The following is a 22,027-nucleotide window of genomic DNA, read 5'->3' on the forward strand; positions in this document are numbered from 1 at the left end:
GTACGTGAGACGCGGCACGGTCCGGGACCGAAGCCCCGGGCCGTGCCGCGCAGGTGCCGTGGGTGGTGCCGTGGCGGTCAGGCCGCCACCGGCTGCTTGGTCTCCTTCGGCGTGGTGGCCTGCTGTGCGGCCGGGTCGGTGGCCCCGGACTCCGGGGCCGGCTTGCGCATGCCCTTGAGGAGGACCACCAGAGCGGTGGTGACGCAGACGCCGACCGCGATGGCCACCAGGTACAGGAACGGGTTGCCGATCAGCGGGACCACGAAGATGCCGCCGTGCGGGGCGCGCAGGGTGGCGCCGAAGCCCATCGACAGGGCACCGGTGAGCGCGCCGCCCACCATCGCGGACGGGATGACCCGCAGCGGGTCGGCCGCCGCGAACGGGATCGCGCCCTCGGAGATGAAGGACGCGCCCAGGACCCAGGCGGCCTTGCCGTTCTCACGCTCGGTCGGGGTGAACAGCCTGCCGCGCACGGTGGTGGCCAGGGCCATCGCCAGCGGCGGGACCATGCCGGCCGCCATCACCGCGGCCATGATCTTCATCGCGGAGTCGCTGGGGTTGGAGACCGCGATGCCGGCGGTGGCGAAGGTGTAGGCGACCTTGTTGACCGGGCCGCCCAGGTCGAAGCACATCATCAGGCCGAGCAGGGCGCCGAGCAGGATGGCGTTGGTGCCGGTGAGGCCGTTCAGCCAGTCGGTCAGGCCCTTCTGTGCGCCGGCGATGGGCTTGCCGATCACGACGAACATCAGGAATCCGACGATCGCCGAGGAGATCAGCGGGATCACCACCACGGGCATGATGCCGCGCAACGTCGCCGGGATGTTCACCCGCTGGATCGCCATCACCACACCACCGGCGATCAGACCGGCCGCCAGACCGCCGAGGAAGCCGGCGTTGATGGTGAGGGAGATCGCGCCGCCCACGAAGCCGGGGACCAGGCCCGGCCGGTCGGCCATGCCGTAGGCGATGTAGCCGGCGAGGACCGGGACCAGGAAGCCGAAGGCCACGCCGCCGATCTGGAAGAGCAGGGCGCCCCAGCTGGCGGTCTGCGTCCACACGAAGTGGTCCATGACCGAGGGAGCCTTGTTGACCTGCCAGCCGCCGATCGCGAAGCCCAGCGCGATGAGCAGGCCGCCCGCGGCGACGAACGGGACCATGTAGCTGACGCCGGACATCAGCCACTTGCGGAGCTTGGTGCCGTAGCCCTCGGTGGAGTCGCCGGCGCGCTCGACCGGCGTGGCCGGCCTGTGCGCCGGGGCGCTCACCTCGCCGCGCGCCGCCTTCTCGCGGACCTCGGCGATGAGTTCGGCAGGACGGTTGATGCCCGCCTTCACGCCCACGTCGACGGTCGGCTTGCCCGCGAAGCGGTCCTTGTCGCGTACGGGCACGTCGTGGGCGAAGATCACGGCGTCCGCCGCCGCGACGACCGCCGGGTCCAGCCGCGTGAAACCGGCCGAGCCCTGCGTCTCCACGACCAGCTCGACGCCCGCCTCACGGCCGGCGTTCTCCAGCGACTCGGCCGCCATGTAGGTGTGGGCGATGCCGGTCGGGCAGGACGTGACGGCGACGATACGGAAGGGAGTCCCGGCGGAGGCGGCCGTGGCGCCCGGCGCCGGGGCGGATCCGTCCGTGACGGCCGCACCCGGTGCCGGGGCCGTGCTGCCCGCCGCGGCGCCGGCGGAGGCCGCCACCGGAGCCGCAGCGGTGTCTTCGGGGGCGCCCGCGGTGCCCTCAGCAGCACCTGCGGCGCCCTGAGCGGCGCTCGCGGCGCCCTGAGCGTCCCCGGTGTCCTGCGCGCCGCCCTGGGAGGGCACCTCGTCCCCGCGGATCAGCGCCGCCGCCGTCGCCGCGTCCCGCACCGACCGCAGCGCGTCCGTGAACTCGGTGTTCATCAGCTGGCGGGCGAGGTTGGAGAGGATCGTGAGGTGGGCGTCGTCGGCGCCGGCGGGGGCCGCGATCAGGAAGATCAGGTCGGCCGGACCGTCCGCGGCGCCGAAGTCGATGCCGGCGGAGCTGCGGCCGAAGGCGAGGCTCGGCTCGGTGACATGGGCGCTGCGGCAGTGCGGGATGCCGATGCCGCCGTCGAGTCCGGTCGGCATCTGGGCCTCGCGGGCAGCGACGTCGGCGAGGAAGCCGTCCAGGTCGGTCACCCTGCCCTGGGCCACCATGCGCTCGGCGAGGGCACGGGCCGCCGCTTCCTTGCTGTCGGCGGACAGGTCGAGGTCGACCAGGTCCGCGGTGATCATTTCGCTCATCGCGGGCTCCTATGCACGCGTATCGCCCGGGGAGTGGGGTGGGCGGGAGTGGGGACGGGGATGCGGTGGGGGGAGGGGGCGGTGCGGGAGGCGGGGCCGGGGAAGCCCTGCCCGAGCGGGACGGGACGGGGGCTGGGGTGGCCGTACCGTCTGGGGGCCTCGGCGAGTAACGGGGAGCCTCGCCGCTCGTCGGCCGGTGGGGTGGGCGTCTCCGGCCGGCCGGATCCGCCGCGTCCGCCCAGGCGGCGGAAACCGGGGCGGATGCCGCCGTACGCGATCGGGATCATGACACCGGCTCCGTCAGTTCGCGGTCCAGGGGGATGTCGGCCGTGACCGTCACCGCCGCCGGATCCAGGTCGGCCGGGGTCGGCATCACGCTGCCGGGGAGCTGCACGGCGGCGGCGCCGTGGGCGACGGCGGAGGCGAGCGCCTCGGGTCCGGTGCCGCCGGCGATGAGGAAGCCGGCCAGTGAGGCGTCACCGGCGCCGACGTTGCTGCGGACGGTGGACACCCGCGCGCTGCCGAACCAGGCGCCGGTGTCCGACACCAGGAGCTGACCGTCGGCGCCCAGGCTCGCGAGCACGGCGCCCGCGCCCATCGCCCGCACCTCCTCGGCCGCCTTCAGCGCGTCGCCCACGGTCGCCAAGGGGCGTGCGACGGCTTCCGCGAGCTCCTCGGCGTTCGGCTTCACCACGTCGGGCCGCGCGCGCAGCGCCTCCAGGAGCGCGCGCCCGGAGGTGTCCAGCGCGATGCGTGCACCCCCGGCGTGGGCCCGCATGACGACGTCGGCGTACCAGGAGGGCGCGAGCCCCCGGGGCAGGCTGCCGCAGCACGCGATCCAGTCGGCGTCGGCGGAGTGCGCGCGGACGGCGTCCAGGAGGAGTTCCTGTTCGGCCGCCGACAGCTCCGGGCCCGGCGCGTTGATCTTGGTGAGCACCCCGTCGGCTTCCGCGAGCGCGATGTTGGAGCGGGTGGCACCGGCCACCGGGACCGGCGCGACCTCGATGCCCTGCGCGTCGAGCAGATCGGCGACGAGTGCGCCCGGCGCACCCCCCAGGGGCAGGACGGCGACCGTGCGCCGGCCGGCCGCGGCGACGGCCCGCGAGACGTTCACGCCCTTGCCGCCGGGGTCCATGCGCTCGCCGTCGGCGCGGATGACCTCGCCGCGTTCCAGGACGGGGACCTCGTAGGTGCGGTCGAGGGAGGGGTTGGGGGTGACGGTGAGGATCATGCGCGCACTACCTCCGTGCCGCCGCGCTCGATGGCGGCGGCGTCTTCCGGGCTCAGCCCGCTGTCGGTGATCAGCAGGTCCACATCGCTCAGGTCGCCGAAGCGGGCGAAGTGCTCCTGGCCGTGCTTGGAGGAGTCGGCCAGCAGCACCACGCGGCGGGCGGCGGCGACGGCGGCCCGCTTGACCGCGGCCTCGGCGAGGTCGGGAGTGGTCAGACCGTGCTCGGCGGAGAACCCGTTGGCGGCGACGAACAGTACGTCGGCGCGGATCTCGCCGTACGCGCGCAGCGCCCAGGCGTCCACGGCGGCGCGCGTCCGGTGCCGTACGCGGCCCCCGACCAGGTGGAGCTGGATGCCCGGGTGGTCGGCGAGGCGGGCGGCGATCGGCAGGGAGTGCGTGACGACGGTGAGCCGCGCCTCCAGCGGGACGGCCCCGGCCACCCGGGCGACCGTCGTGCCGGCGTCGAGGATCATCGTGCCCTCGGCCGGCAGCTCGGTGAGGGCGGCCTTGGCGATGCGGTCCTTCTCGTCGGCGGCGGTGGCCTCGCGCTCGGTGAGGTCCGGCTCGAAGTCGAGGCGGCCGACCGGGATGGCACCGCCGGGCACCCGGCGGACGAGACCGGCGCGGTCGAGGGCCTTCAGATCGCGGCGGATCGTCTCCGCGGTGACCTGGAACTCCTCGGCCAGCGACAGCACGTCCACCCGGCCGCCGTCACGGGCGAGCCGGAGGATCTCCTGCTGCCGCTCCGGTGCGTACATGTCCCTTCGCCTCCGCCTCGATGGTCGACCCGGTGTCCGATCACTTCCGGGCTCATGCCCGAACGTGTGGTTTCACCGGCAGGTTACGCCCGGATGTCCCGGAAAGTAAACAGATTCGGGCCTACTGCGGGCAGGAACGGGCTTCCGGTGCGTCCGGGCAGCAGAAGGGCCCGGTACCGCACCGGTACCGGGCCCCTCGTCGTCCCTGGTCAGGGCGCCAGTGCGGGCTCCTTCGCCGCTGACGCCCCCTGCGCCGCGCCCTCCACATGCTGGGCCGGACGCTTCGGCAGGGCGGACATCAGCAGGAAGATCGCGCCCATGATCCCGGCCACCCACCACAGCGCGTGCTGGAAGGCGTGCACGAACGCCGGGCCGACCTGCGCCGCGGTCAGCCGGTCACCGATCTCCCCGAAGAAGACCACCGACACCAGCCCCAGCCCCAGCGCGTTGCCCATCTGCTGCACGGTGTTGATCAGTCCGGACGCGGACCCCGCGTGCTCGCGCGGCACCTCCGAGAGCACCGCGTCGGTCAGCGGCGCGACGATCAGACCCATGCCGGCCCCCATCACGACCAGCGGCAGGGCCATCTGCCAGGAGGCGATGGCGAGGCCGTAGTGGCGGGCCTCCGCCAGGTAGAGCAGCACGCCCGCGCCCATCACCAGCGCGCCCGCCTGCAGCACCTTCCGGCCGAACCGCGGGACCAGCTGCTGCACCGACAGCCCGGCGGCCGTGGACACCGCGAGCGAGAACGGCACCCCGGTCAGCCCGGCCCGCAGCGGGCTCCAGCCCAGGCCGATCTGCATGTACAGCGTCCAGACCAGGAAGAAGATGCCGAGTGCGACACCGAAGACGGTCTGTACGGCGATGCCCGCGGCGAAGCTCTTCACCCGGAAGAGGGACAGCTCGACGAGCGGGGAACCGTCCCGGGCCGCCTTCCGTTTTTCGTACGACACCAGCGCCGCGAAGACGACGAGCGAGCCGGCCATGCAGCCGTACCCCCACAGCGGCCAGTCCAGCTCGCGGCCGCGGGTGAGCGGGTAGAGCAGCATCACCAGGCCCAGCGTCACCAGGGCGACGCCGACGAGGTCCAGCTTCAGCGCCCTGGGGGCCTTCGACTCGGTGATGAAGCGACGGCCCAGCAGCCAGGCGAGGACACCTACGGGGAGGTTGATGAGGAAGATGGGCCGCCATTCGAGGCCGAACAGGTTCCACTCCGTCAGCAGGGCGCCCAGCAGCGGCCCGGAGACCGCGCCGAGACCGACGATGGCGCCGAACAGACCGAAGACCTTGCCGCGTTCGTCGGCCGGGAAGGTGGCGTGCACGATGGACAGCACCTGAGGAACCATCAGCGCGGCCATGCCGCCCTGCAGGATGCGGGAGGCGACCAGCATCTCCGGGTTCGCGGCGAAGCCGCACAGGGCGGAGGCGAGCGTGAAGCCGCCGATGCCGAGGAGGAACAGCCGCTTGCGGCCGTGGATGTCGCCGAGCCGGCCACCGGTGATCAGGCCGGCGGCGAACGCGAGGGCGTAGCCGGCGGTTATCCACTGGATCTGGCCGACCGAGGCGTGGGCGCTCCGCTCAATGGACGGGATCGCGATGTTGACGATCGTGACGTCCACCAGGTCCATGAAGGCCGCGGTCATGACGATCGCCAGGGCCAGCCAGCGGGCGCGGTCGGGCGCCGTGGGAGCAAGGGTGCTGTCGTTCGGGGTCATGGGAGAAACGTAGAGCCCCATTAGGTCAGATCGTGTCCTATATCTGCGGCATCCTCGTCTCCATGACGACGGACACTCCAGCCCGGCTGCTCCAGCTCCTCTCCCTTCTGCAGACGCCCCGCGAGTGGCCCGGCGGTGAACTCGCCGACCGGCTGGGGGTGTCACGGCGTACCGTGCGGCGGGATGTCGACCGGCTGCGCGAGCTGGGCTATCCGGTGCAGGCGACGAAGGGCGCGGACGGCGGGTACCGGCTGGTGGCGGGCAAGGCGATGCCGCCGCTGGTGCTGGACGACGAGGAGGCGGTCGCGATCGCGGTGGGACTGCGGGCCGGTGCCGGGCACGCCGTGGAAGGGGTCGAGGAGGCCTCCGTACGGGCGCTGGCCAAGCTGGAGCAGGTGCTGCCCTCCCGGCTGCGCCACCGCGTGTCCACGCTGCAGGCCGCGACGACACCGCTGACCAGCGGGGACGGGCCGAGCATCGCGCCGGAGACGCTGACCGTGATGGCCTCGGCGGTGGCGGGGAACGAGCGGCTGCGCTTCGCCTACCGCGACAAGGACGGCAGCGCGTCCCGGCGGCTGACCGAGCCGCACCGGCTCGTGTCGACGGGACGGCGCTGGTACCTGGTCGCCTACGACCTCGACCGCGCCGACTGGCGCACCTTCCGGGTCGACCGGGTGAGCGAGCCGTTCGTGACCGGCGTCCGGTTCGCCCCGCGGGAGTTGCCGACGGGGAGCGCCGCCGAGTATCTGCGGCAGTCGATCCACCGCCGGCAGGAGACGTACGCGTTCGAGGTACGGTTCGCCGCCCCGGCCGAACAGGTCTCCGCGCGGACACCGAAGTGGCTCGGAACCCCCGAGGACGACGGCAAGGGCGGCTGCCTCCTCCACGGCACCACCGGCGACCCCGTGGAGTGGCTGGCGGTGAGACTGGCGATGACGGGGCACGAGTTCTCGGTCCGGGGCCCGGCGGAACTGGCGGATTCAGTACGGGAGTTGGGGGCCCGATTGACCAGGGCCGCGGGTGCGCGGCCGGGGCCGGGGACGGAGGACCCGGGGGCATCGGAGACGCCGGGAGCGTTGGGGGCGCCGGGAGCGCCGGAGACACCGGGAGCGTTACGGATGCCAGGGGCACCGGGAGCGCCGGAGACGCCGGGGCGCGGCTGACCAGGCCGCTGCTCTCACCGCGCGGCCTCGACCGCCCCCTCCACCACGCGCCGGCCTCACCACTCCCCGCTCACCGCCGCCGCTCACTCGGCCCCCGCGCCCATGCACCCTCCGCGCGCCTCACTGCCGCCCCCACAGCCGCCCCACTCGAAGTCCCGTAGGGCATGCAAGTTGCGCAGGGCCAGGGCTGCCGGGCCGCCGGGGCCGGTGGGTGGGTTCGTGGTGACGGCCCAGGACTCCACGGCCACGCGGACGGCGGCGCCGGCCACGGCCGCGGCGAAGCGGAGGTCCACATCGCCGGCCTTCCCGCCCGGCACCCGCGCCGCCAGGATCTCCGTCAGCGCCCCCTCCGACGTCTGGCACACCTCCGCCCACACCTTGCCCAGGGCCGGGCTGCTGCCGGCCAGGCGGATGAGGGTGCGCACCCATTCCCAGGACGCGGCCGAGACGCCGACGCCGGGCGTGAGGGTGTGCTGGACGGCGTGTTCCAGGGCCTGCGGGAGGGACAGGTGGGCCGGGGCCGTACGGACCGCCTCGGTCCAGCGCTGGGCGCCGGCCGCGTAGAGCGGGGCCACCGCCTCCTCCTTGCCGGCGAAGTAGCGGTAGAAGGTGCGCGGTGCGATGCCCGCGGCGTGGGCGATGTCCTCGGCGCGGGTCGCCCGCAGGCCCTGCTGCACGAAGAGGGCGGCCGCCGCCCGGGCGATCTCCATCCGGGTCTCGGCCTTCCGGCGTTCGGTGAGGGACATCGGCGCGGAGGCGGAAACCGGCTGGTGGGCGGCGCTGGGGGTGGTGCTCATCTCGGCAGGCTATGCCCGTGTGGCAGAATCTGCCATCCGGTGGTCCACCCCGGGGTTCAGGTACGGGGTGGGCCGCCATTCCAGCATTCGGGGCACCTGCACCGCCCCGTGCCCGCACCCGGCAGGACCGGAGACCCCCTCACCACAAGAAGAAGCCGGACTCCGGCGCCCGGGGGGGGATGGGCGCCGAAGCCCGGCTCGGGAAGGTCCCGGCGCCGGGGGGGATGTGCGTCGGGACGTGGTTCACGTGGGGCCGGCCAGGTCGTGGCCGGGGGTGCGATGTGCGTGGGGAGTGCGGTGCCCGGGGTCCACTGGGCCCGGAAGGGTTGTTCCCCCGGGCCCAGGCGTTGAAGCGGTGGTACTACGCCATCTTTGCGCCGTCTTTCGCCCCGGTGCGCGCCGCGCGGTGCGCCGTACGCCGGGTACGCCAGGGACCCTCACGGCCGCAGCCGGGGTCCCCTGCGTCACGCGGCCGCGTCGAAACCGGTGCTCCGGGCCAGCTTCTTCAGCTCCAGCAGGGCGTGCTTCTCGATCTGCCGGATCCGCTCACGGGTGAGTCCGTGCTCCTTGCCGACCTCGGTCAGGGTGCGCTCGCGGCCGTCCTCGATGCCGTACCGCATCTTGATGATGGAGGCCGTGCGCTGGTCCAGGCGGCCGATCAGGTCGTCCAGTTCCTCGCTGCGCAGCAGGGTCAGGACCGACTGCTCGGGGCTCACCGCGGAGGTGTCCTCCAGCAGGTCGCCGAACTGGGTCTCGCCCTCGTCGTCCACCGACATGTTCAGCGAGACCGGGTCGCGGGCCCAGTCGAGGACGTCGATGACACGCTCCGGCGTCGAGCCCAGCTCCGCGGCGATCTCCGCGGGCTCCGGGTCGCGGCCGTTCTCGCGGTTGAACTCGCGCTGCACACGGCGGATGCGGCCCAGCTCCTCCACCAGGTGGACGGGGAGCCGGATCGTGCGGGACTGGTCGGCGATGGAGCGGGTGATGGCCTGCCGGATCCACCAGGTGGCGTACGTCGAGAACTTGAAGCCCTTGCGGTAGTCGAACTTCTCGACGGCGCGCACCAGACCGGCGTTGCCCTCCTGGATCAGGTCGAGCAGGGGCAGCCCGCTGCGCGGGTAGCGCCGGGCGACCGCGACGACCAGGCGGAGGTTGGAGCGGATGAAGACGTCCTTGGCGCGCTCACCGGCGTCGACCAGGGCCTGGAGCTCCTCGCGGGTGGCGTCCGACCTGCTCTGCTCCTCGCCGTCGAGGACCTGTTGCGCGAACACACCCGCCTCGATGGTCTGGGACAGCTCGACCTCTTTTGCGGCGTCGAGCAGCGGCGTACGCGCGATCTCGTCGAGGTACATGCCGACCAGGTCGCGGTCTGCGATCTCGCCGCCATGAGCGCGAACACTGCTTGCCGAGTCGGCCGTCTCGCCGGTGGCGGACTGACGACGGGCGACGGCACGGGTTGCCATGCGTGCTCCCTTGCGATGGTGGGCTGGCGGGTGGTCCTGGTGAACGCCCGGCACGGCGGAGGACCGTCTACGGGACTCACTCACTCGCTCCGAGACTGTCTCCGGGTGCCCTGCATCCGTGGGAAACAACGACTGGAATCCGGACAGAATTCCCAACCCACCCCTCAATTTTTCTGATCATGCAGTACCCTGTTCCGCCGCGCAGGGAGGCGAGATGTCGTCGGAACATGCCGAGGTGCAGGTCAGGCCGGGAATCGAGGGGGACCTCGACGCCCTCACGGCGATCTACAACCACTACGTACGTGAGACGGCCATCACATTCGATACCGCGATCTTCTCCCCGGAAGAGCGCCGCCCTTGGCTGCTCTCCCACCCGGAAGACGGCCCGCACCGGCTGATGGTTGCCACGGACGCGGACTCACAGGAGATTCTGGGCTACGCCACGTCCAGCCCTTACCGGCCGAAGCCGGCGTACGCGCCCTCCGTGGAGACCTCGGTCTACGTCGCCCCGGACGCCGGCCGGCGCGGCATCGGCACGCTGCTCTACGGCGCCCTGTTCGACGCCCTGGCCGGGGAGGACGTACACCGCGCCTACGCGGGCATCGCGCAGCCGAACGAGGCGTCCGAGCGGCTGCACGCCGGCTTCGGCTTCCGGTACGTCGGCACGTACCACGAGGTGGGCCGCAAGTTCGGCCGCTACTGGGACGTGGCCTGGTACGAGAAACCGCTGCCGGAGAGGCCTCTGTAGGGGAAGCCTCCACGAGGAAGCCTCCGCAGGGGAACGCCGCGAGAGAAGCATCCGCGGGAGAGCCCGCCGCGGCTCATCCGAACTGCACGGACCGCTTCGCCATTCCCATCCAGAACCCGTCGATCACCGACTTCTGCGCGGCCGGCTCGCCGCCGGCCTCCGCCGCGCCCATGGTGACGAAGAGGGGGGCGAAGTGTTCGGTGCGCGGGTGGGCGTACCGGCCGGCCGGGGCCTTGTCCAGAAAGTCGAGCAGGGCGTCCCAGTCGCGGGCCTCCAGGGCGCGCCGGCCCCAGTCGTCGAACTCGGAGGACCAGCTCGGCACACCCCGGCCGGCGTGGCGCAGGGCGGCGAGGTTGTGCGTGAAGAAGCCGGAGCCGACGATCAGCACGCCCTCGTCGCGCAGGGGGGCGAGCTTGCGGCCGATGTCCATCAGGCGCACCGGGTCGAGGGTGGGCATGGAGATCTGCAGGACGGGGATGTCGGCGGCCGGGAACATCTCGACGAGGGGGACGTAGGCGCCGTGGTCGAGACCCCGGTCGGGGATGTCCTGGACGGGGGTGCCGGGGGCGCGCAGCAGCTTGCGGACGGCCTCGGCGAGCGCCGGTGCGCCGGGGGCGGGGTACCGGACCTGGTAGTAGTGCTCCGGGAAGCCCCAGAAGTCGTAGACGAGCGGGACGGTCTCGACCGCGCCGAGGGCGAGCGGGGCCTCCTCCCAGTGGGCGGAGACCATGAGGATCGCCTTGGGCCGGGGCAGGCCGGCGGACCAGGCGGCGAGCTGGCCGGGCCAAACGGGGTCGTCGGCGAGCGGCGGGGCGCCGTGGCTGAGGTACAGGGCGGGCATGCGCTCCTGGGTGGCGGCGGACATGGCGGCGGCTCCCGGTGATCCAGACGCTGGGACTGCTGTCGAGCAAGTTGCTTTAACTCTCAAGCTCTCACCTGGAACTCTACGCCCGACTTGTTCAAGTTTCAAGAAGACGGCTCGTACAGTGGAACCATGAACACGGCACCGGACCCCGCCGCCGCACGGCACCGCTGGCTCACCGACGAGGAACAGCGCATCTGGCGCGCCTACCTGCACGCCACCACCCTCCTGGAGGACCACCTCGACCGGCAGCTGCAGCGCGACGCGGGCATGCCGCACATCTACTACGGCCTCCTCGTCGGCCTCGCCGAGGCACCCCGGCGCCGGCTGCGGATGACCGACCTGGCGAGGAAGGCCAAGATCACCCGCTCCCGGCTCTCGCACGCGATCGCCCGGCTGGAGAAGAACGGCTGGGTACGGCGCGAGGACTGCCCCTCGGACAAGCGCGGCCAGTTCGCCGTGCTCACCGACGAGGGCCACGAGGTACTGCGGCGCACCGCGCCCGGCCATGTGACCGCCGTACGGCAGGCGCTGTTCGACCGGCTCAGCCCGGAACAGCAGAAGGCCCTCGGCGAGATCATGGAGATCGTCGCCGAGGGCCTCCAGCCCAACGAAGCGGGTGCGGACCTTCCCTGGCTCCGCTAGATCACCGTCCGGCCGCTCGCCGCACGGCCCGTCAGTGGGCCACCACCGGCACCGGGACCTCGTCCTCGACGCCCTCGCCCGAGGCCACCGGGGTGGAACCGGGACGGCCGGCGTTGACGAAGGTGAAGGCGATCAGGGCGGCGGCCGCCAGGATGCCGACGGCGAACCAGATCGCGGCGGTGTAGCCGTGCACCATGCCCTGGAGCTTCACCAGCTCCTGCTGCGGCCGGGCGGTGGCACCGGCGATGTGGTCCTTGACGTACGAGGTGGTCGCCGAGGAGGCGATGGTGTTCAGCAGGGCGGTGCCGATCGCGCCGCCGACCTGCTGCGAGGTGTTGACCATCGCGGAGGCGACACCGGCGTCGCGGGGCTCCACGCCCTGGGTGGCCAGGGACATCGCCGGCATGAACGCCGTACCCATGCCGAGGCCGAGCAGCACCATCGCGGGCAGCAGCAGCGCGCCGTACGAGGAGTCGATCTCCAGCTGGGTCAGCAGCAGCATGCCGGCCGCGGCGACCAGGAAGCCCGGGCCCATCAGCAGGCGGGCCGGGACGCGGGTCATCAGCCGGGTGCCGATCTGGGTGGAGCCGGTGATCATTCCGACCACCATCGGCAGGAAGGCGAAGCCGGTCTTGACCGGCGAGTAGCCCTTGACGATCTGCAGGTAGTAGGTCAGGAAGAGGAACAGGCCGAACATGCCGATGATCGCGAGACCCAGCGAGAGGTAGATACCGCCGCGGTTGCGGTCGGTCACCACGCGCAGCGGCAGCAGCGGGGCCTTGACCTTGGACTCCACGAGTGCGAACGCGACCAGCAGCACCACGGAGGCGACGAACATCGACACGGTCACCGCGTCGCTCCAGCCGTCGGACTCGGCGCGGGTGAAGCCGTACACGAGCGCGACCAGGCCGAGGGTGGAGAGCAGGACGCCCGGGATGTCGAGCGGGTTGCGGTTGCGGCCGCCCTCCGGCTCACGGATGACGAAGTAGGCGCCGGCCGCGGCGACCACGGCGAACGGGACGTTCACGAAGAAGGTCCAGCGCCAGTCCAGGTACTCGGTCAGGAAGCCGCCGAGGATCAGGCCGACGGCACCGCCGCCGCCCGCGATCGCGCCGTAGATGCCGAACGCCTTGGCGCGCTCCTTGGCGTCGGTGAACATCACCGCGAGCAGGGACAGCGCGGCCGGCGCGAGCAGCGCGCCGAAGACGCCCTGGAGGGCGCGGGCGCCGAACATCATCGCGCCGGTGGTGGCGGCACCGCCGAGCGCGGAGGCGGCGGCGAAGCCGCCCAGACCGAGCACGAAGGTGCGCTTGCGGCCCCACAGGTCGGCGATCCGGCCGCCGAACAGGAGCAGACCGCCGAAGGCGAGGGCGTAGGCCGTGATGACCCACTGCTTGTTGCCGTCGGATATGCCGAGGTCCTGCTGGGCGGCGGGCAGGGCGATGTTCACGATGGTGGCGTCGAGGACGACCATCAGCTGGGCGAGCGCGATGAAGACGAGCGCCTTCCAGCGGTTTGCGTCACCGCTCGGGGCGGTGACGCCGGGAGCCTTGAGGGCTGATTCGGACATGGGGATACCCACTTCGGGACTTCGTGACGGAAGGTGCGACGAAAAACGATGAGAAAACGGAGTAAGGCGGAAAGGTGAAGAGGACACGGCGGCCGGGCGGCTGCCGTGCCGGGAGGGTGGACTCGGAGCGGGAGCGGAACTAATCGGTCAGCGGGGCTAATCGGTCGGCGGGGCTAATCGGTCAGGATGCGCGCAGCTCCCCGAGGCCGACGGCCCGGCCGGGCAGGGCGGAGCGGGCCGGGGCCCGCAGACCGTCGAGGAGCAGCTGGAGATGGCGGTGGACGAAGCGGTCGCCGCGCATGCAGTCCGTGCCGGCCGGGGGCCGGCTCAGCTGCGCCACCACGATCAGCAGGTCGCCGACGCCGACGTCCGGCCGGAGCTGCCCGGCAGCCTTCGCCCGGCCCATGACCTCCTCGACGAGCTGCTCGACGCGCTTGCTGGCGGCTTCCAGATCGGGGTGGTTCTTGTCGAAGGTGCTGGAGATCATGGGGCACAGCGCACTGATCCGCTCGTCGGCGGCGGTGTGCACGAAGCGCTCAAGGGCGGCGAACGCGTCCCCGGTCTCCGCGAGGGCCAGCTCGGCCGCCTCGGCCGTGCGGTCCATCACGGAGCAGACGACCTCGCGGACGAGCGCGTCGCGGTCGGGGAAGTTGCGGTACACCGTGGCGTTGCCGACACCGGCCCGGCGGGCGATCTCGTCCAGCGGCACGTCGGGGCCGTGCTCGACGAACATCTCCCGGGCGGCGGTGACGATCCGCTCCCGGTTGCGCAGGGCGTCGGCGCGAGGCCGGGGCGCCTTGCGCGGAGCGGGGGCGGTCATGGCGGACACGGCGTACTCCTTCGAGTCGGTGGGGTGCTACGGGTTCGACAGCGCGCCACGGGGTCGTTCCCCGTCTCACGCGGTCACTCGGCCGGCGTCCGGGACGATCCGGGGAGCCGGTCCCCGTTTCGCTCGGACACAGGGCTAAACGGGGAAACCGTCCCCGGTTATTTCCCGGCCCCCGGAAGAATTCCTGTGACCTGAGACACAATCAACAGCCGCCGGGATTCACCCCGGTGCGGCTCTGCTTTCGCACGATCGGCTCCTCCAGCGCGCGCCCGCCGCGGCCCCGGCACAGGGTGAGCGCAAGGGTGCAGCCGGAGACCGGCGGCTGCCGTGGCGAAAGGTCCCTGCATGCAGTCGCAGTCGCCGCCCCGCCGCCGCATACGCCCGCGCCGGTTCGCCGGCCTGTCCGCGGTGACCGCACTGACCCTCGCGGTCAGCACCTCGGCCGGGACCGGGAACCCGACGGCGCTCACCACCGCCGGGCCGGTCAACCTGACCGGCACCTCCGCGCTCGTACCCTGCATGATCCGTGGCGGCCCGGACGTGCAGATGACCGAGGGCCTGCCCACCCCGCCCGGCTACTCCCGCTCCACAGGTACCGTCCGCGCCCTGACCCTGATGGTCGACTTCCCCGACGCGCCCGGGCCGGGCAGCGCGATGGACCGCTTCCACGAGTTCTTCCCGCAGACCCAGGAGTGGTTCCACACCGCGTCGTACGGCCGGCTCGACTACCGCCCCGAAACCCCGGTGACCACCTGGCTGCGCATGCCGAAACGTTTCCGGTCCTACGGCATAGAGCGCGGCGCCCCCTTCGACCCCGGCTACCGGACCCTGGTCCAGGACATCGTGGCCACCGCCGACCCGAAGGTGAACTTCCGCGACTACGACCTGCTGAACGTCCTCGTCACCCCGAACGCCGGCCCCTCGGCCCTGGACACCGTGCTGTCCGTGACCTTCGCCGGCAACGACGACGCCCCGGTCGCCGACGGCGTCCGCATAGCGAACGCCTCCTTCGTCTACTCCCGCCAGGACGACGGCTCCGGCTCCTACACCCGCACCGGCTACCGGGTGCTGCCGCACGAGAACGGCCACACCTTCGGCCTGCCCGACCTGTACACCCAGGACGGCGGGGGCGCGGTCGGGCACTGGGACATCATGAGCGAGGACTGGGGCGCCGACAACGACCTGCTCGGCTGGCACAAGTGGAAGCTGGGCTGGCTGGACGGCAGCCAGGTCGGCTGCGCGGCGGCACCGGGCAGCGTCGAGTACAGCCTGTCCCCTCTGTACAAGGCCGGCGGCGGCAAACTGGTCCTGGTGCCGGTCAACCCGCGCACCACCTACGCGCTGGAGGTACGCGCGCAGGGCGGCAACGACGAGGCGGTGTGCCGCCCCGGCCTCCTCATCTACAAGATCGACGCCACCGTCGACACCGGCCGCGGCCCGGTCACCGTCTACGACAGCCACCGCAACAGCGGCGGCTGCACCCGCAGCCCCAACGTCCACACCGAACTCTCCGACGCCCCGTTCACGCCCGGCGAGAGCTTCAGGGATCCGCGGCACGGCATCGCGATACAGGTGCTCAGCATGGACGAGGAGGGGAATTGCCGGGTGCGGGTGAGCCGGGGGTGAGGAGGGATTCGTAGGCGCGGCCAGGCCCTCCTCCCCGCCCTGCGCTCGACGGCCGACCCCATCAAGCAGGACCTCCACACCCCCACCCCCCGACCTCGCCCCATTCCCTCCACCCCGCCCCACCCTGATCCGGTACCCTGTGGACCGAGCGCCCACCAGGACGCCCACCCACGCCTTCGTAGCTCAGGGGATAGAGCACCGCTCTCCTAAAGCGGGTGTCGCAGGTTCGAATCCTGCCGGGGGCACAGAGAGAAGGGCCAGCTCAGGAGGGATCCCCTCCCAGGCTGGCCCTTCGGCGTTTCAGGGGTCGTGCCACAGACGTGCCACTACGGGCCCGCAGGGTCCTTATCGGAGGGCTCGGAGGTCACTCCCCCACCGCCCCGGATCATGGCACCGAGCCGGTCTGCCAGGGCGCGGTCCCGGTCGCTGGTCATGTGCTGATAGATCAGCGCGGCACGGGAGCTGCTGTGGCCCATGCGGGTCATCAGCTCACGGGTGCTGGCCCCTGCGGTCGACGCCAGCGTGTTGCCCGTGTGCCGAAGATCGTGGAAGTGCAGTTCGGCCGTGACGCCCGCAGCCTTCCGCGCCTTGACCCAGTCGTCCCGGAAGTTACTCCGTCGCAGCTGTCCGCCCTGGGGGCCGACGAAGACGTGTCCGTCACGGCCGGGGGCGGCGAAGTGCTCCAGGTGGTGCGTGACCGCATCGAGGAGTTCGGCCGGGAAGGAGACGGACCGCACCCCCGCCGCGGACTTCGGCGCCTTATCGAAGAGCCGGCCGTCCTGCAGTTCGGCCTGAGCTCGGCGCACAGTGACAGTCAGCGCCTCCAGGTCGATGTCCCGGCGCCGCAAGGCCGCCAGCTCCCCGAACCGTAGCGTGGTGAAGGCCGCCAGGAGGACGAGCAGCCGGTAGCGCGGCGCGATGGAGTCGGCCACGGCGAAGACCTCCGCCACCGTGAGGACTGGCCGTTCAGGCACGTCGTAACGGTCGGCGCCCTTGATGCGGCACGGGTTGCGCCGGATCAGCTCGTCGTCGACGGCCGTGTTCATCAGGGCACGCAGCAACTGGTACGCCTTGACGACCGACGGCTCACCGACGCCGGCCGCCAGGAGCTTGCCGCGCCAACTCCGTACGCGAGCGGTCGTCACGTCGGCCACCGTTCCGGCCCCGAAGGTGGGCAGGATATGCAGCCGCATCACCGACTCGTTCCGCTCGCGGGTGCGGTCGGCCAGCTTGCGGTCCCGCAGCCATGCGGTGGCGTACTCGGCGAAGTTCACCTGCCCGGCGTCCGGATCCGACCACTGCCCGCGCGCGATGTCCGACTCGATGTGCGTCAGGGCGACGTGAGCGTCGGTCTTGGTGGCATACGTCTTCTCAGCGGGACGCAGTTGTCCCGTCTCCGGGTCTCGATACCGGACCTGCCAACGGCCAGACGGAAGCTGTCGGACCGAACCGAAGTCCCGACGCCTCCCTTTCTTGTTGGCCATCAGGCAGCCCTCCGCAGGGAGCTGCGCCGATGACCGATCGCCTGCACCGTGTTGGCGTCGATGAAGGCGTTCAGCGCGCTCTCCGGAATGCGGACGTGACGGCCAACCTTGACGAACACGATGCGTCGCTCGGCAATCAGGCGACGCGGGAAGCGTTCCGTAGTGCCAAGGAGTTCGGCCACCTGCGCCACGGTCAGGTAGCGGTCAGCCATGAGTGGGTTCTCCTTCCGTTCCGGGAGCGGGTTCGAGGGATGCGGCAAGCCAGGCTTCGGCGTCAGACAGGCCGGTGCCGGCGAAGACCCAGTGGGCGAGGACGTACGTCGTCTCGGTCTCTGGGCCGTTGGCTGCTGCGGCTTGTGCTCGGCGCCATTCGGCGCGTGCGTCGCGGAGGGCGCCGAGGGTGGTGGAGTAACGGCGGGACTTGGTGGAGAAGTGGCCGCGGAAGCCGAGCATGTGGGCCCAGGCGCGCAGGCGGAGGTGTTCCAGGTCCTTGCGTGCGCCGAGGGTCCAGGCAGTTCGGATGAGGCGGCGGGCGTGGTCGCTGATGTCGAGCTGGGCGAGTTCGGCGGCGAACTTCAGCGGGCGGTCGAGGGCACCCGTCGCGGTCTCCGCGCCCTTGGTGGCGTACTTGGCGATGTACGCCGCTACGGCCCGCTCGGTCAGTTCCTGGCCGTCGTTGAAGTCGGCGGAGCGGATGGTACGGACGTCGAGCTGGCGGCCGAAGGCGAAGGTGTGAGCACGGCCGTCGATGACCGGGCCGTCGACGCGGACCTTGGCGGCAGCGGCCTCGATGGCGTCGGTGAGGAGTTCGGCCGTTGCCCAGGCCGGAGGCGGGGTGTCTCCTCCGCCGGGGCCGTCGAGGCGGATGACCGCGTGGAAGTGGACGGCTCCGCGCTTCTGGTACTCGGCGACCTTCGCGAAGGACACGCGCGCGTGCTCCCGGAACCGCCGCTGTGACAGGCCCGCGCGCTTGGCCACCTCACGGCGCAGGTAGACGGAGAAGCGCCGCCAGAGCTGCCCGGCATGCGCGTTCCAGAGGACGGCCGCCTCGTAGTCGTAGGTGTCTGGATCGAGCGGAGCACCAAGGCCATCGTCGTCCTGGTCGTGGTGGGTGCCGCAGCGGCAGGGGCGGCCATCAGTGCGGCGGTTGTGGACCGGGCCGAAGCCGGGGGCGGTGAAGGTGGCGAAGACGCGGGGGTGCGCAGCAACGTGTTCCGGGGTGCCCTTGCCACCGCGCAGCCCCGCAGTGATCAGGTGGAAGGTGTCGCGGCGGTAGACCTCGGCGCAGGCCGGGCAGCGGGTGGTGCGGCGGTTGTTGCACCGGACGAGGAGTTGGCCGGCGGGGAGGGTGGTCGAGTCGAGGTGGTGGAGGACGCGGCCGATCTCACCGGTGGTGGTGTCGATGTCGTACTCGGTGCGGTGGCCATCCAGGCGGATCGGGTTGGTGCAGCCGCCGAGCCCGGAGAGCTGCCGGAGGATACCGGGCAGGGTGCCGCCTTCGGCCAGCCTTGCGAGTTCCGGGAGCGGGGGCGGGGTGGTGCGGGTGAAAATAGCGGTCTCCTTCTGGCTGGATCGGTCAGGAGTGATGGCCCGGGGCGGCCGGATGCTTGGCCGTGTCGTGGCCGCCCCGGGTGCAGTTCGGCTTGTCAGCGCCGGTACTGGTCGCGGAGCAGGGAGCGCACGACGACAGCGGCGACGGCCACGGATATGGCCGTGACAGCGACGGCGGCCAGGAGCGCGGTGAGGACCACGCCGGCGACGAGCACCGTCGCGACCGTCTTCTGATCCACGGGGAGCGACGGGAGGCCGCGTCGGACGGGAGCCGGGTCGGTCGGTGCGTGGGTGTGGGCGGGCGGCGGGGTGGGGCTGTCCGGGTACTTGGGCAGGAACACAGTGGGCGTCTCCTTATCTACTCGTCTAGGCATGTGAGCCGTTTACGACGCTCACGCCGGAGCGCGTGCCGGACTCGATGGCGGGAGCCAGGAAGGTGTGCGAGAGCCAGAAGCCGAACAGGGCGATCAGGACGACGATCCAGGTGCGTACGCCGAGGAACTTGATCGCTCCCCAGGCGAAGAAGCCGAGGACGACGACGAGCGGCAGGCTGACGGTCACGGTTGTCCGGGTCCTTTCAGCGGACGGGGCAGCGGTGGGTGCGGGCGGCCAGTTCGGCGGCGGCGCGGCTGTCGTAGTCGGCGGAGAAGCCGCAGCGCGGGGCGGTGCAGGCCGCGGTGTGCTTCTCACGGCCCCGGCTGTCGTAAGCGGTGCCGACCTGGACGGGGCCGATGCGGGTGACGTTGCGGAAGCTGCGATTGGCGGACACGGGGTCTCCTCTCAGAGGTGGGCGGCGATGGCTTCGGCCATCGGGGCCGGGACGCCGAGGCGGGCGCGGAGAGTGGGGGTGTCGATCGGGACGCCGGTACGGGCGTGGTGCTCGGCGGCGACCTTGCGGGCGTGGTCGACCAGGGCGTACGGGACGGGTACGGGCGAGGGTTGCGGTGGTGCCTCGATGGCCGGTTGGGCAGGTGGCTCGGACGCGGTTTCGGGCTCGTCCTCCTGGTCCTCGATGACCTCGGCTTCGGAGTCCATCTTGGGCGCGGTGTGAGCGAGGAGGGTCCCGCCGAGGAAGGCGATTGCGGGCCAGCCCGCGACGAGGATGCGCAGCCAGGCTGGGACGTTGCCGAGGTCGAGGAGGCCGGCGGTGGCGACGTTGGCACCGAGGGAGGCGGCGAGCGCGATGACGAACCAGCACCAGGCCGCCGCTTTGCCGTGCCCGGAGCGCAGTCGACGCCAGGCGGCGACCAGCAGCAGGTCGACGGAGACGGGGTAGGCCCACGCCTTCCATCCGTCCTGTCCGGCGGCCACAGCGACGTCGTGGAGGTGGGCGAAGGACAGCGCGGCGGCAATGAACGCCTGGACGAGCACCGCGTCGACGCGGGCCAGGTGGGCACGCATGATGCGGCTCCTTCCGGAGTCGGGCAGGGGAAGGTCAGTCGGTGACCGGGTGCGGCAGGACGACCGGCGGCGTGCTCTCGACCGGCTGCTCGGGCACGTCGGGCCGGAAGGGCTTCAGGGCGGGGACGTCGGGGACCAGGTGGGCCGACTCGCGGCAGGTCTCGGCAGCGTCGCCGAGGGAGAGGTACGGCGTGCGGATGCGGGACCAGCCGCCGGAGGTGTCGCCCGCCACGGCCAGACCGGGCCGTTCCGGGGCGATGGAGCAGGCGGCGGAGACCGCTTCGGGGGCGATGTCGCCCAGGGCCATCTTGGCGGACGCTTCGTCGTTGACTCGGTGGCAAACGCGGCCGGTGAGCTGGGCGCGGAGCATGGTGGCGCCCTTGCCGAGTTCGGCGCCGAAGCGCTGTCCGCACACTTCCAGGTAGATGCCGGCGGCGCGGCCGAGCTGGGCGAGGCGGATGAGCTGGGTGACCATCTCGTCGCGCCGTTCCTCGTCCTTCTTTGTGGCGATCATAAAGAGTTCGGCCACCTCGTCCACGAACAGCACTACCGGTACCGGGCGTTCGTGCTCGGGCAGGCCCCAGATGTCGGAGGTGATTTCCTCGTCCGGGGTGCCGGGGGCGATGCCCTGGCGGGCCTTGATCAGGTCGTAGCGGTCCTCCATTTCCTTGACCAGCACCGGCAGCAGTTCAGCCGCCTGTTCCGGGTCGGTCGCGAGTGCGGAGAGCCGGGGCGCGAAGGGCGCCAGCTCGACACCCCGCTTGCAGTCGATGCCGACGAGGGCGACCGGCTGAGGAGCGAGTCCGGCGATGAGGTGCCGCAGGTACATGGACTTGCCGGACAGCGTGGCGCCAAGGGTGAGTTGGTGGGGGATGGTGCGGTAGTCGCGGACGAACGGCGTGGCGTCCTCTCGCAGTGCGACCGGCACCTTCAGGAAGCCGCCCGCGATCTTGCGCGGCATGCGCACCCGCCGTAAGACGTCGTAACCCACGAGCCGCAGCTCGACGACCCCCGGCTTGACGGTCGTGACGTACACGGCGTGAACGCCCCACGCGTGCCGCAGGCGTTCGGCGGAGGCGGCGACGTCGGCGGGTTCCTGGCCCGGCGCCAGGCGGAGGCGTATCCGCAGCCCGGTCGTGGTGGGCCGGATGAGGCCCCGACGCGGCGGTACGGGCCGTACCACGCGCTGCGTCATGGCCTTCACGGCGAGCACCCGCAGCCGGGAGGGTGCCACGGTCAGGCCGCACGCTTCCATGACCGAGCCGTACGAGCTGAGCAGCCGGACCGTGGACACCGGCAGACCGACCGTGGACCAGTACGCCGCCGGGTGCTTGGCCCGGGCGTAGGCGGCCCCGCCGCCGAGTGCGGCGACAGGACCACCCACTTCCAGAAGCGTCGTCAGGTCGGACATCAGGCGGCGGCCCCGGTCGCGGCCGGGAAGGCGGCCGGAGTGACGGCAGCAGCGCGGTAGGCGATGCCGTGGCGCTGCTGGCCGTTGAAGACGGACTCCCACGGCCGGGCGACGAGGCCCGGCAGCGAGACCGGCGCGCCGAGAGTCAGCCCCTCGGAGATGCCGCCCTCCGGAACGGTGACCTTGATGAGCGACGACTCGCCGTCCTCGATGTAGACGACGCCGATGGTCATCAGCGCCTCGCCGCTGTTTGCGTCCTTGGCGATCTCGCCGGTCTGCCGGTCGCGGACCTTCGGCTCGGGGGCCTCGGTGAGGAGGATCGTCGCTCCGGAGGTCTCCACGCGGATGGTGCGCAAGGCACACTCCTATCTACTTGTCTATACAAGGTGGGTTCTGCGAGCCCCTTGATCGGGATCACGCACTCACCCTGCCACACAACTTGCCCACTCGTCTATACGAGTAAGCGTGTTGGGGCGTACGAGTTCGGAGAAGCGCCCTGCGCCCCATGTCAGACCCAC

Annotated in this window: 23 protein-coding genes and 1 tRNA gene; 5 read left to right on the top strand and 19 right to left on the bottom strand. The window is 71.8% G+C overall.

Features of this window, described 5'->3' with window-relative positions; all coding sequences use genetic code 11:
- Window positions 1-77: 77 nt before the first annotated feature.
- The 5 genes from S1361_RS17205 to S1361_RS17225 all read right to left on the bottom strand — a co-directional run bounded on the left by S1361_RS17205 (window position 78) and on the right by S1361_RS17225 (window position 5,959).
- The gene (locus S1361_RS17205) at window positions 78-2,255 is read right to left on the bottom strand and encodes a PTS fructose transporter subunit IIABC (protein ID WP_208032726.1); all 2,178 of its coding nucleotides are present in this window, start codon (window positions 2,253-2,255) and stop codon (window positions 78-80) included.
- Window positions 2,252-2,542 (bottom strand): hypothetical protein, encoded by a 291-nt coding sequence (locus S1361_RS17210; RefSeq protein ID WP_208032727.1) that lies wholly within the window; start codon window positions 2,540-2,542, stop codon window positions 2,252-2,254. The genes S1361_RS17205 and S1361_RS17210 overlap by 4 nt, the downstream gene beginning before the upstream one ends.
- The gene (gene pfkB / locus S1361_RS17215; RefSeq protein WP_208032728.1) at window positions 2,539-3,486 is read right to left on the bottom strand and encodes a 1-phosphofructokinase; all 948 of its coding nucleotides are present in this window, start codon (window positions 3,484-3,486) and stop codon (window positions 2,539-2,541) included. The genes S1361_RS17210 and pfkB overlap by 4 nt, the downstream gene beginning before the upstream one ends.
- Window positions 3,483-4,244 (bottom strand): DeoR/GlpR family DNA-binding transcription regulator, encoded by a 762-nt coding sequence (locus tag S1361_RS17220; protein WP_208032729.1) that lies wholly within the window; start codon window positions 4,242-4,244, stop codon window positions 3,483-3,485. The genes pfkB and S1361_RS17220 overlap by 4 nt, the downstream gene beginning before the upstream one ends.
- Window positions 4,245-4,453: 209 nt before the next feature.
- On the bottom strand, window positions 4,454-5,959 hold the full coding sequence (locus tag S1361_RS17225; protein WP_208032730.1) for an MFS transporter: 1,506 nt from the start codon (window positions 5,957-5,959) through the stop codon (window positions 4,454-4,456).
- Window positions 5,960-6,021: 62 nt separating this feature from the next.
- Here S1361_RS17225 and S1361_RS17230 point away from each other — a divergent pair, with 62 nt between their 5' ends.
- A complete protein-coding gene (locus tag S1361_RS17230; protein ID WP_243769198.1) occupies window positions 6,022-7,122 on the top strand; it encodes a helix-turn-helix transcriptional regulator in 1,101 nt (366 codons plus the stop codon).
- Between the two features lie 83 nt (window positions 7,123-7,205).
- On the opposite strand, the gene S1361_RS17235 is transcribed toward S1361_RS17230, so the two are convergent.
- Window positions 7,206-7,832 (bottom strand): TetR/AcrR family transcriptional regulator, encoded by a 627-nt coding sequence (locus S1361_RS17235; RefSeq protein ID WP_208036640.1) that lies wholly within the window; start codon window positions 7,830-7,832, stop codon window positions 7,206-7,208.
- A gap of 551 nt (window positions 7,833-8,383) precedes the next feature.
- Entirely contained in the window at window positions 8,384-9,382 is a 999-nt protein-coding gene (locus S1361_RS17240; RefSeq protein WP_208032731.1) for a sigma-70 family RNA polymerase sigma factor, read from the bottom strand.
- Between the two features lie 214 nt (window positions 9,383-9,596).
- Here S1361_RS17240 and S1361_RS17245 point away from each other — a divergent pair, with 214 nt between their 5' ends.
- Entirely contained in the window at window positions 9,597-10,130 is a 534-nt protein-coding gene (locus tag S1361_RS17245) for a GNAT family N-acetyltransferase (RefSeq protein WP_208032732.1), read from the top strand.
- A gap of 73 nt (window positions 10,131-10,203) precedes the next feature.
- On the opposite strand, the gene S1361_RS17250 is transcribed toward S1361_RS17245, so the two are convergent.
- Entirely contained in the window at window positions 10,204-10,995 is a 792-nt protein-coding gene (locus tag S1361_RS17250) for a dioxygenase family protein (RefSeq protein ID WP_208032733.1), read from the bottom strand.
- 129 nt (window positions 10,996-11,124) lie between these two features.
- On the opposite strand from S1361_RS17250, the gene S1361_RS17255 reads away from it, so the two are divergent.
- Entirely contained in the window at window positions 11,125-11,637 is a 513-nt protein-coding gene (locus S1361_RS17255) for a MarR family winged helix-turn-helix transcriptional regulator (RefSeq protein WP_208032734.1), read from the top strand.
- Window positions 11,638-11,668: 31 nt separating this feature from the next.
- Here S1361_RS17255 and S1361_RS17260 read toward each other — a convergent pair whose 3' ends face one another.
- Both S1361_RS17260 and S1361_RS17265 read right to left on the bottom strand, forming a co-directional pair.
- On the bottom strand, window positions 11,669-13,207 hold the full coding sequence (locus tag S1361_RS17260) for an MFS transporter (protein WP_208032735.1): 1,539 nt from the start codon (window positions 13,205-13,207) through the stop codon (window positions 11,669-11,671).
- A 181-nt stretch (window positions 13,208-13,388) separates the two neighbouring features.
- Window positions 13,389-14,027, bottom strand: coding sequence for a TetR/AcrR family transcriptional regulator (locus S1361_RS17265; protein WP_208036641.1), 639 nt, complete (start codon window positions 14,025-14,027; stop codon window positions 13,389-13,391).
- A gap of 354 nt (window positions 14,028-14,381) precedes the next feature.
- Between S1361_RS17265 and S1361_RS17270 the strand changes: the two genes are divergently transcribed.
- Window positions 14,382-15,662, top strand: a complete 1,281-nt coding sequence (locus tag S1361_RS17270) for a M6 family metalloprotease domain-containing protein (protein ID WP_208032736.1) — start codon at window positions 14,382-14,384, stop codon at window positions 15,660-15,662.
- A 172-nt stretch (window positions 15,663-15,834) separates the two neighbouring features.
- Window positions 15,835-15,907: transfer RNA gene (locus S1361_RS17275), tRNA-Arg, on the top strand.
- Between the two features lie 81 nt (window positions 15,908-15,988).
- Here S1361_RS17275 and S1361_RS17280 read toward each other — a convergent pair.
- The 9 genes from S1361_RS17280 to S1361_RS17320 form a co-directional block, all read right to left on the bottom strand.
- Window positions 15,989-17,146: a tyrosine-type recombinase/integrase gene (locus S1361_RS17280; protein WP_208032737.1), complete on the bottom strand. Its 1,158-nt coding sequence runs from the start codon at window positions 17,144-17,146 to the stop codon at window positions 15,989-15,991.
- Complete coding sequence (locus S1361_RS17285) at window positions 17,146-17,358, bottom strand: excisionase family DNA-binding protein (protein WP_208032738.1); 213 nt, start codon at window positions 17,356-17,358, stop codon at window positions 17,146-17,148. Before S1361_RS17285 ends, S1361_RS17280 begins: the two co-directional genes overlap by 1 nt.
- Window positions 17,351-18,652: a replication initiator gene (locus S1361_RS17290; protein ID WP_208036642.1), complete on the bottom strand. Its 1,302-nt coding sequence runs from the start codon at window positions 18,650-18,652 to the stop codon at window positions 17,351-17,353. Before S1361_RS17290 ends, S1361_RS17285 begins: the two co-directional genes overlap by 8 nt.
- Window positions 18,653-18,792: 140 nt before the next feature.
- Window positions 18,793-19,038, bottom strand: coding sequence for a SpdD protein (locus tag S1361_RS17295; protein WP_189294835.1), 246 nt, complete (start codon window positions 19,036-19,038; stop codon window positions 18,793-18,795).
- A 25-nt stretch (window positions 19,039-19,063) separates the two neighbouring features.
- Entirely contained in the window at window positions 19,064-19,258 is a 195-nt protein-coding gene (locus S1361_RS17300) for a hypothetical protein (RefSeq protein ID WP_184965503.1), read from the bottom strand.
- 16 nt (window positions 19,259-19,274) lie between these two features.
- Window positions 19,275-19,466: a mobile element transfer protein gene (locus tag S1361_RS17305; RefSeq protein ID WP_103809705.1), complete on the bottom strand. Its 192-nt coding sequence runs from the start codon at window positions 19,464-19,466 to the stop codon at window positions 19,275-19,277.
- A gap of 11 nt (window positions 19,467-19,477) precedes the next feature.
- Window positions 19,478-20,098: a DUF2637 domain-containing protein gene (locus S1361_RS17310; RefSeq protein WP_208032739.1), complete on the bottom strand. Its 621-nt coding sequence runs from the start codon at window positions 20,096-20,098 to the stop codon at window positions 19,478-19,480.
- Window positions 20,099-20,132: 34 nt separating this feature from the next.
- On the bottom strand, window positions 20,133-21,509 hold the full coding sequence (locus S1361_RS17315) for an FtsK/SpoIIIE domain-containing protein (protein WP_208032740.1): 1,377 nt from the start codon (window positions 21,507-21,509) through the stop codon (window positions 20,133-20,135).
- The gene (locus S1361_RS17320) at window positions 21,509-21,865 is read right to left on the bottom strand and encodes an SCO3933 family regulatory protein (protein WP_030790247.1); all 357 of its coding nucleotides are present in this window, start codon (window positions 21,863-21,865) and stop codon (window positions 21,509-21,511) included. Before S1361_RS17320 ends, S1361_RS17315 begins: the two co-directional genes overlap by 1 nt.
- Window positions 21,866-22,027: the final 162 nt, after the last annotated feature.

This window comes from Streptomyces cyanogenus (genome assembly GCF_017526105.1).
Classification (GTDB): domain Bacteria; phylum Actinomycetota; class Actinomycetes; order Streptomycetales; family Streptomycetaceae; genus Streptomyces; species Streptomyces cyanogenus.

Bases quoted from the DNA above. Each gene is read 5' to 3' on its own strand.
- S1361_RS17205 (WP_208032726.1), bottom strand. From the start codon at position 2,255: ATGAGCGAAATGATCACCGCGGACCTGGTCGACCTCGACCTGTCCGCC.
- S1361_RS17210 (WP_208032727.1), bottom strand. From the start codon at position 2,542: ATGATCCCGATCGCGTACGGCGGCATCCGCCCCGGTTTCCGCCGCCTG.
- pfkB (WP_208032728.1), bottom strand. From the start codon at position 3,486: ATGATCCTCACCGTCACCCCCAACCCCTCCCTCGACCGCACCTACGAG.
- S1361_RS17220 (WP_208032729.1), bottom strand. From the start codon at position 4,244: ATGTACGCACCGGAGCGGCAGCAGGAGATCCTCCGGCTCGCCCGTGAC.
- S1361_RS17225 (WP_208032730.1), bottom strand. From the start codon at position 5,959: ATGACCCCGAACGACAGCACCCTTGCTCCCACGGCGCCCGACCGCGCC.
- S1361_RS17230 (WP_243769198.1), top strand. From the start codon at position 6,022: ATGACGACGGACACTCCAGCCCGGCTGCTCCAGCTCCTCTCCCTTCTG.
- S1361_RS17235 (WP_208036640.1), bottom strand. From the start codon at position 7,832: ATGGAGATCGCCCGGGCGGCGGCCGCCCTCTTCGTGCAGCAGGGCCTG.
- S1361_RS17240 (WP_208032731.1), bottom strand. From the start codon at position 9,382: ATGGCAACCCGTGCCGTCGCCCGTCGTCAGTCCGCCACCGGCGAGACG.
- S1361_RS17245 (WP_208032732.1), top strand. From the start codon at position 9,597: ATGTCGTCGGAACATGCCGAGGTGCAGGTCAGGCCGGGAATCGAGGGG.
- S1361_RS17250 (WP_208032733.1), bottom strand. From the start codon at position 10,995: ATGTCCGCCGCCACCCAGGAGCGCATGCCCGCCCTGTACCTCAGCCAC.
- S1361_RS17255 (WP_208032734.1), top strand. From the start codon at position 11,125: ATGAACACGGCACCGGACCCCGCCGCCGCACGGCACCGCTGGCTCACC.
- S1361_RS17260 (WP_208032735.1), bottom strand. From the start codon at position 13,207: ATGTCCGAATCAGCCCTCAAGGCTCCCGGCGTCACCGCCCCGAGCGGT.
- S1361_RS17265 (WP_208036641.1), bottom strand. From the start codon at position 14,027: ATGACCGCCCCCGCTCCGCGCAAGGCGCCCCGGCCTCGCGCCGACGCC.
- S1361_RS17270 (WP_208032736.1), top strand. From the start codon at position 14,382: ATGCAGTCGCAGTCGCCGCCCCGCCGCCGCATACGCCCGCGCCGGTTC.
- S1361_RS17280 (WP_208032737.1), bottom strand. From the start codon at position 17,146: ATGGCCAACAAGAAAGGGAGGCGTCGGGACTTCGGTTCGGTCCGACAG.
- S1361_RS17285 (WP_208032738.1), bottom strand. From the start codon at position 17,358: ATGGCTGACCGCTACCTGACCGTGGCGCAGGTGGCCGAACTCCTTGGC.
- S1361_RS17310 (WP_208032739.1), bottom strand. From the start codon at position 20,098: ATGCGTGCCCACCTGGCCCGCGTCGACGCGGTGCTCGTCCAGGCGTTC.
- S1361_RS17315 (WP_208032740.1), bottom strand. From the start codon at position 21,509: ATGTCCGACCTGACGACGCTTCTGGAAGTGGGTGGTCCTGTCGCCGCA.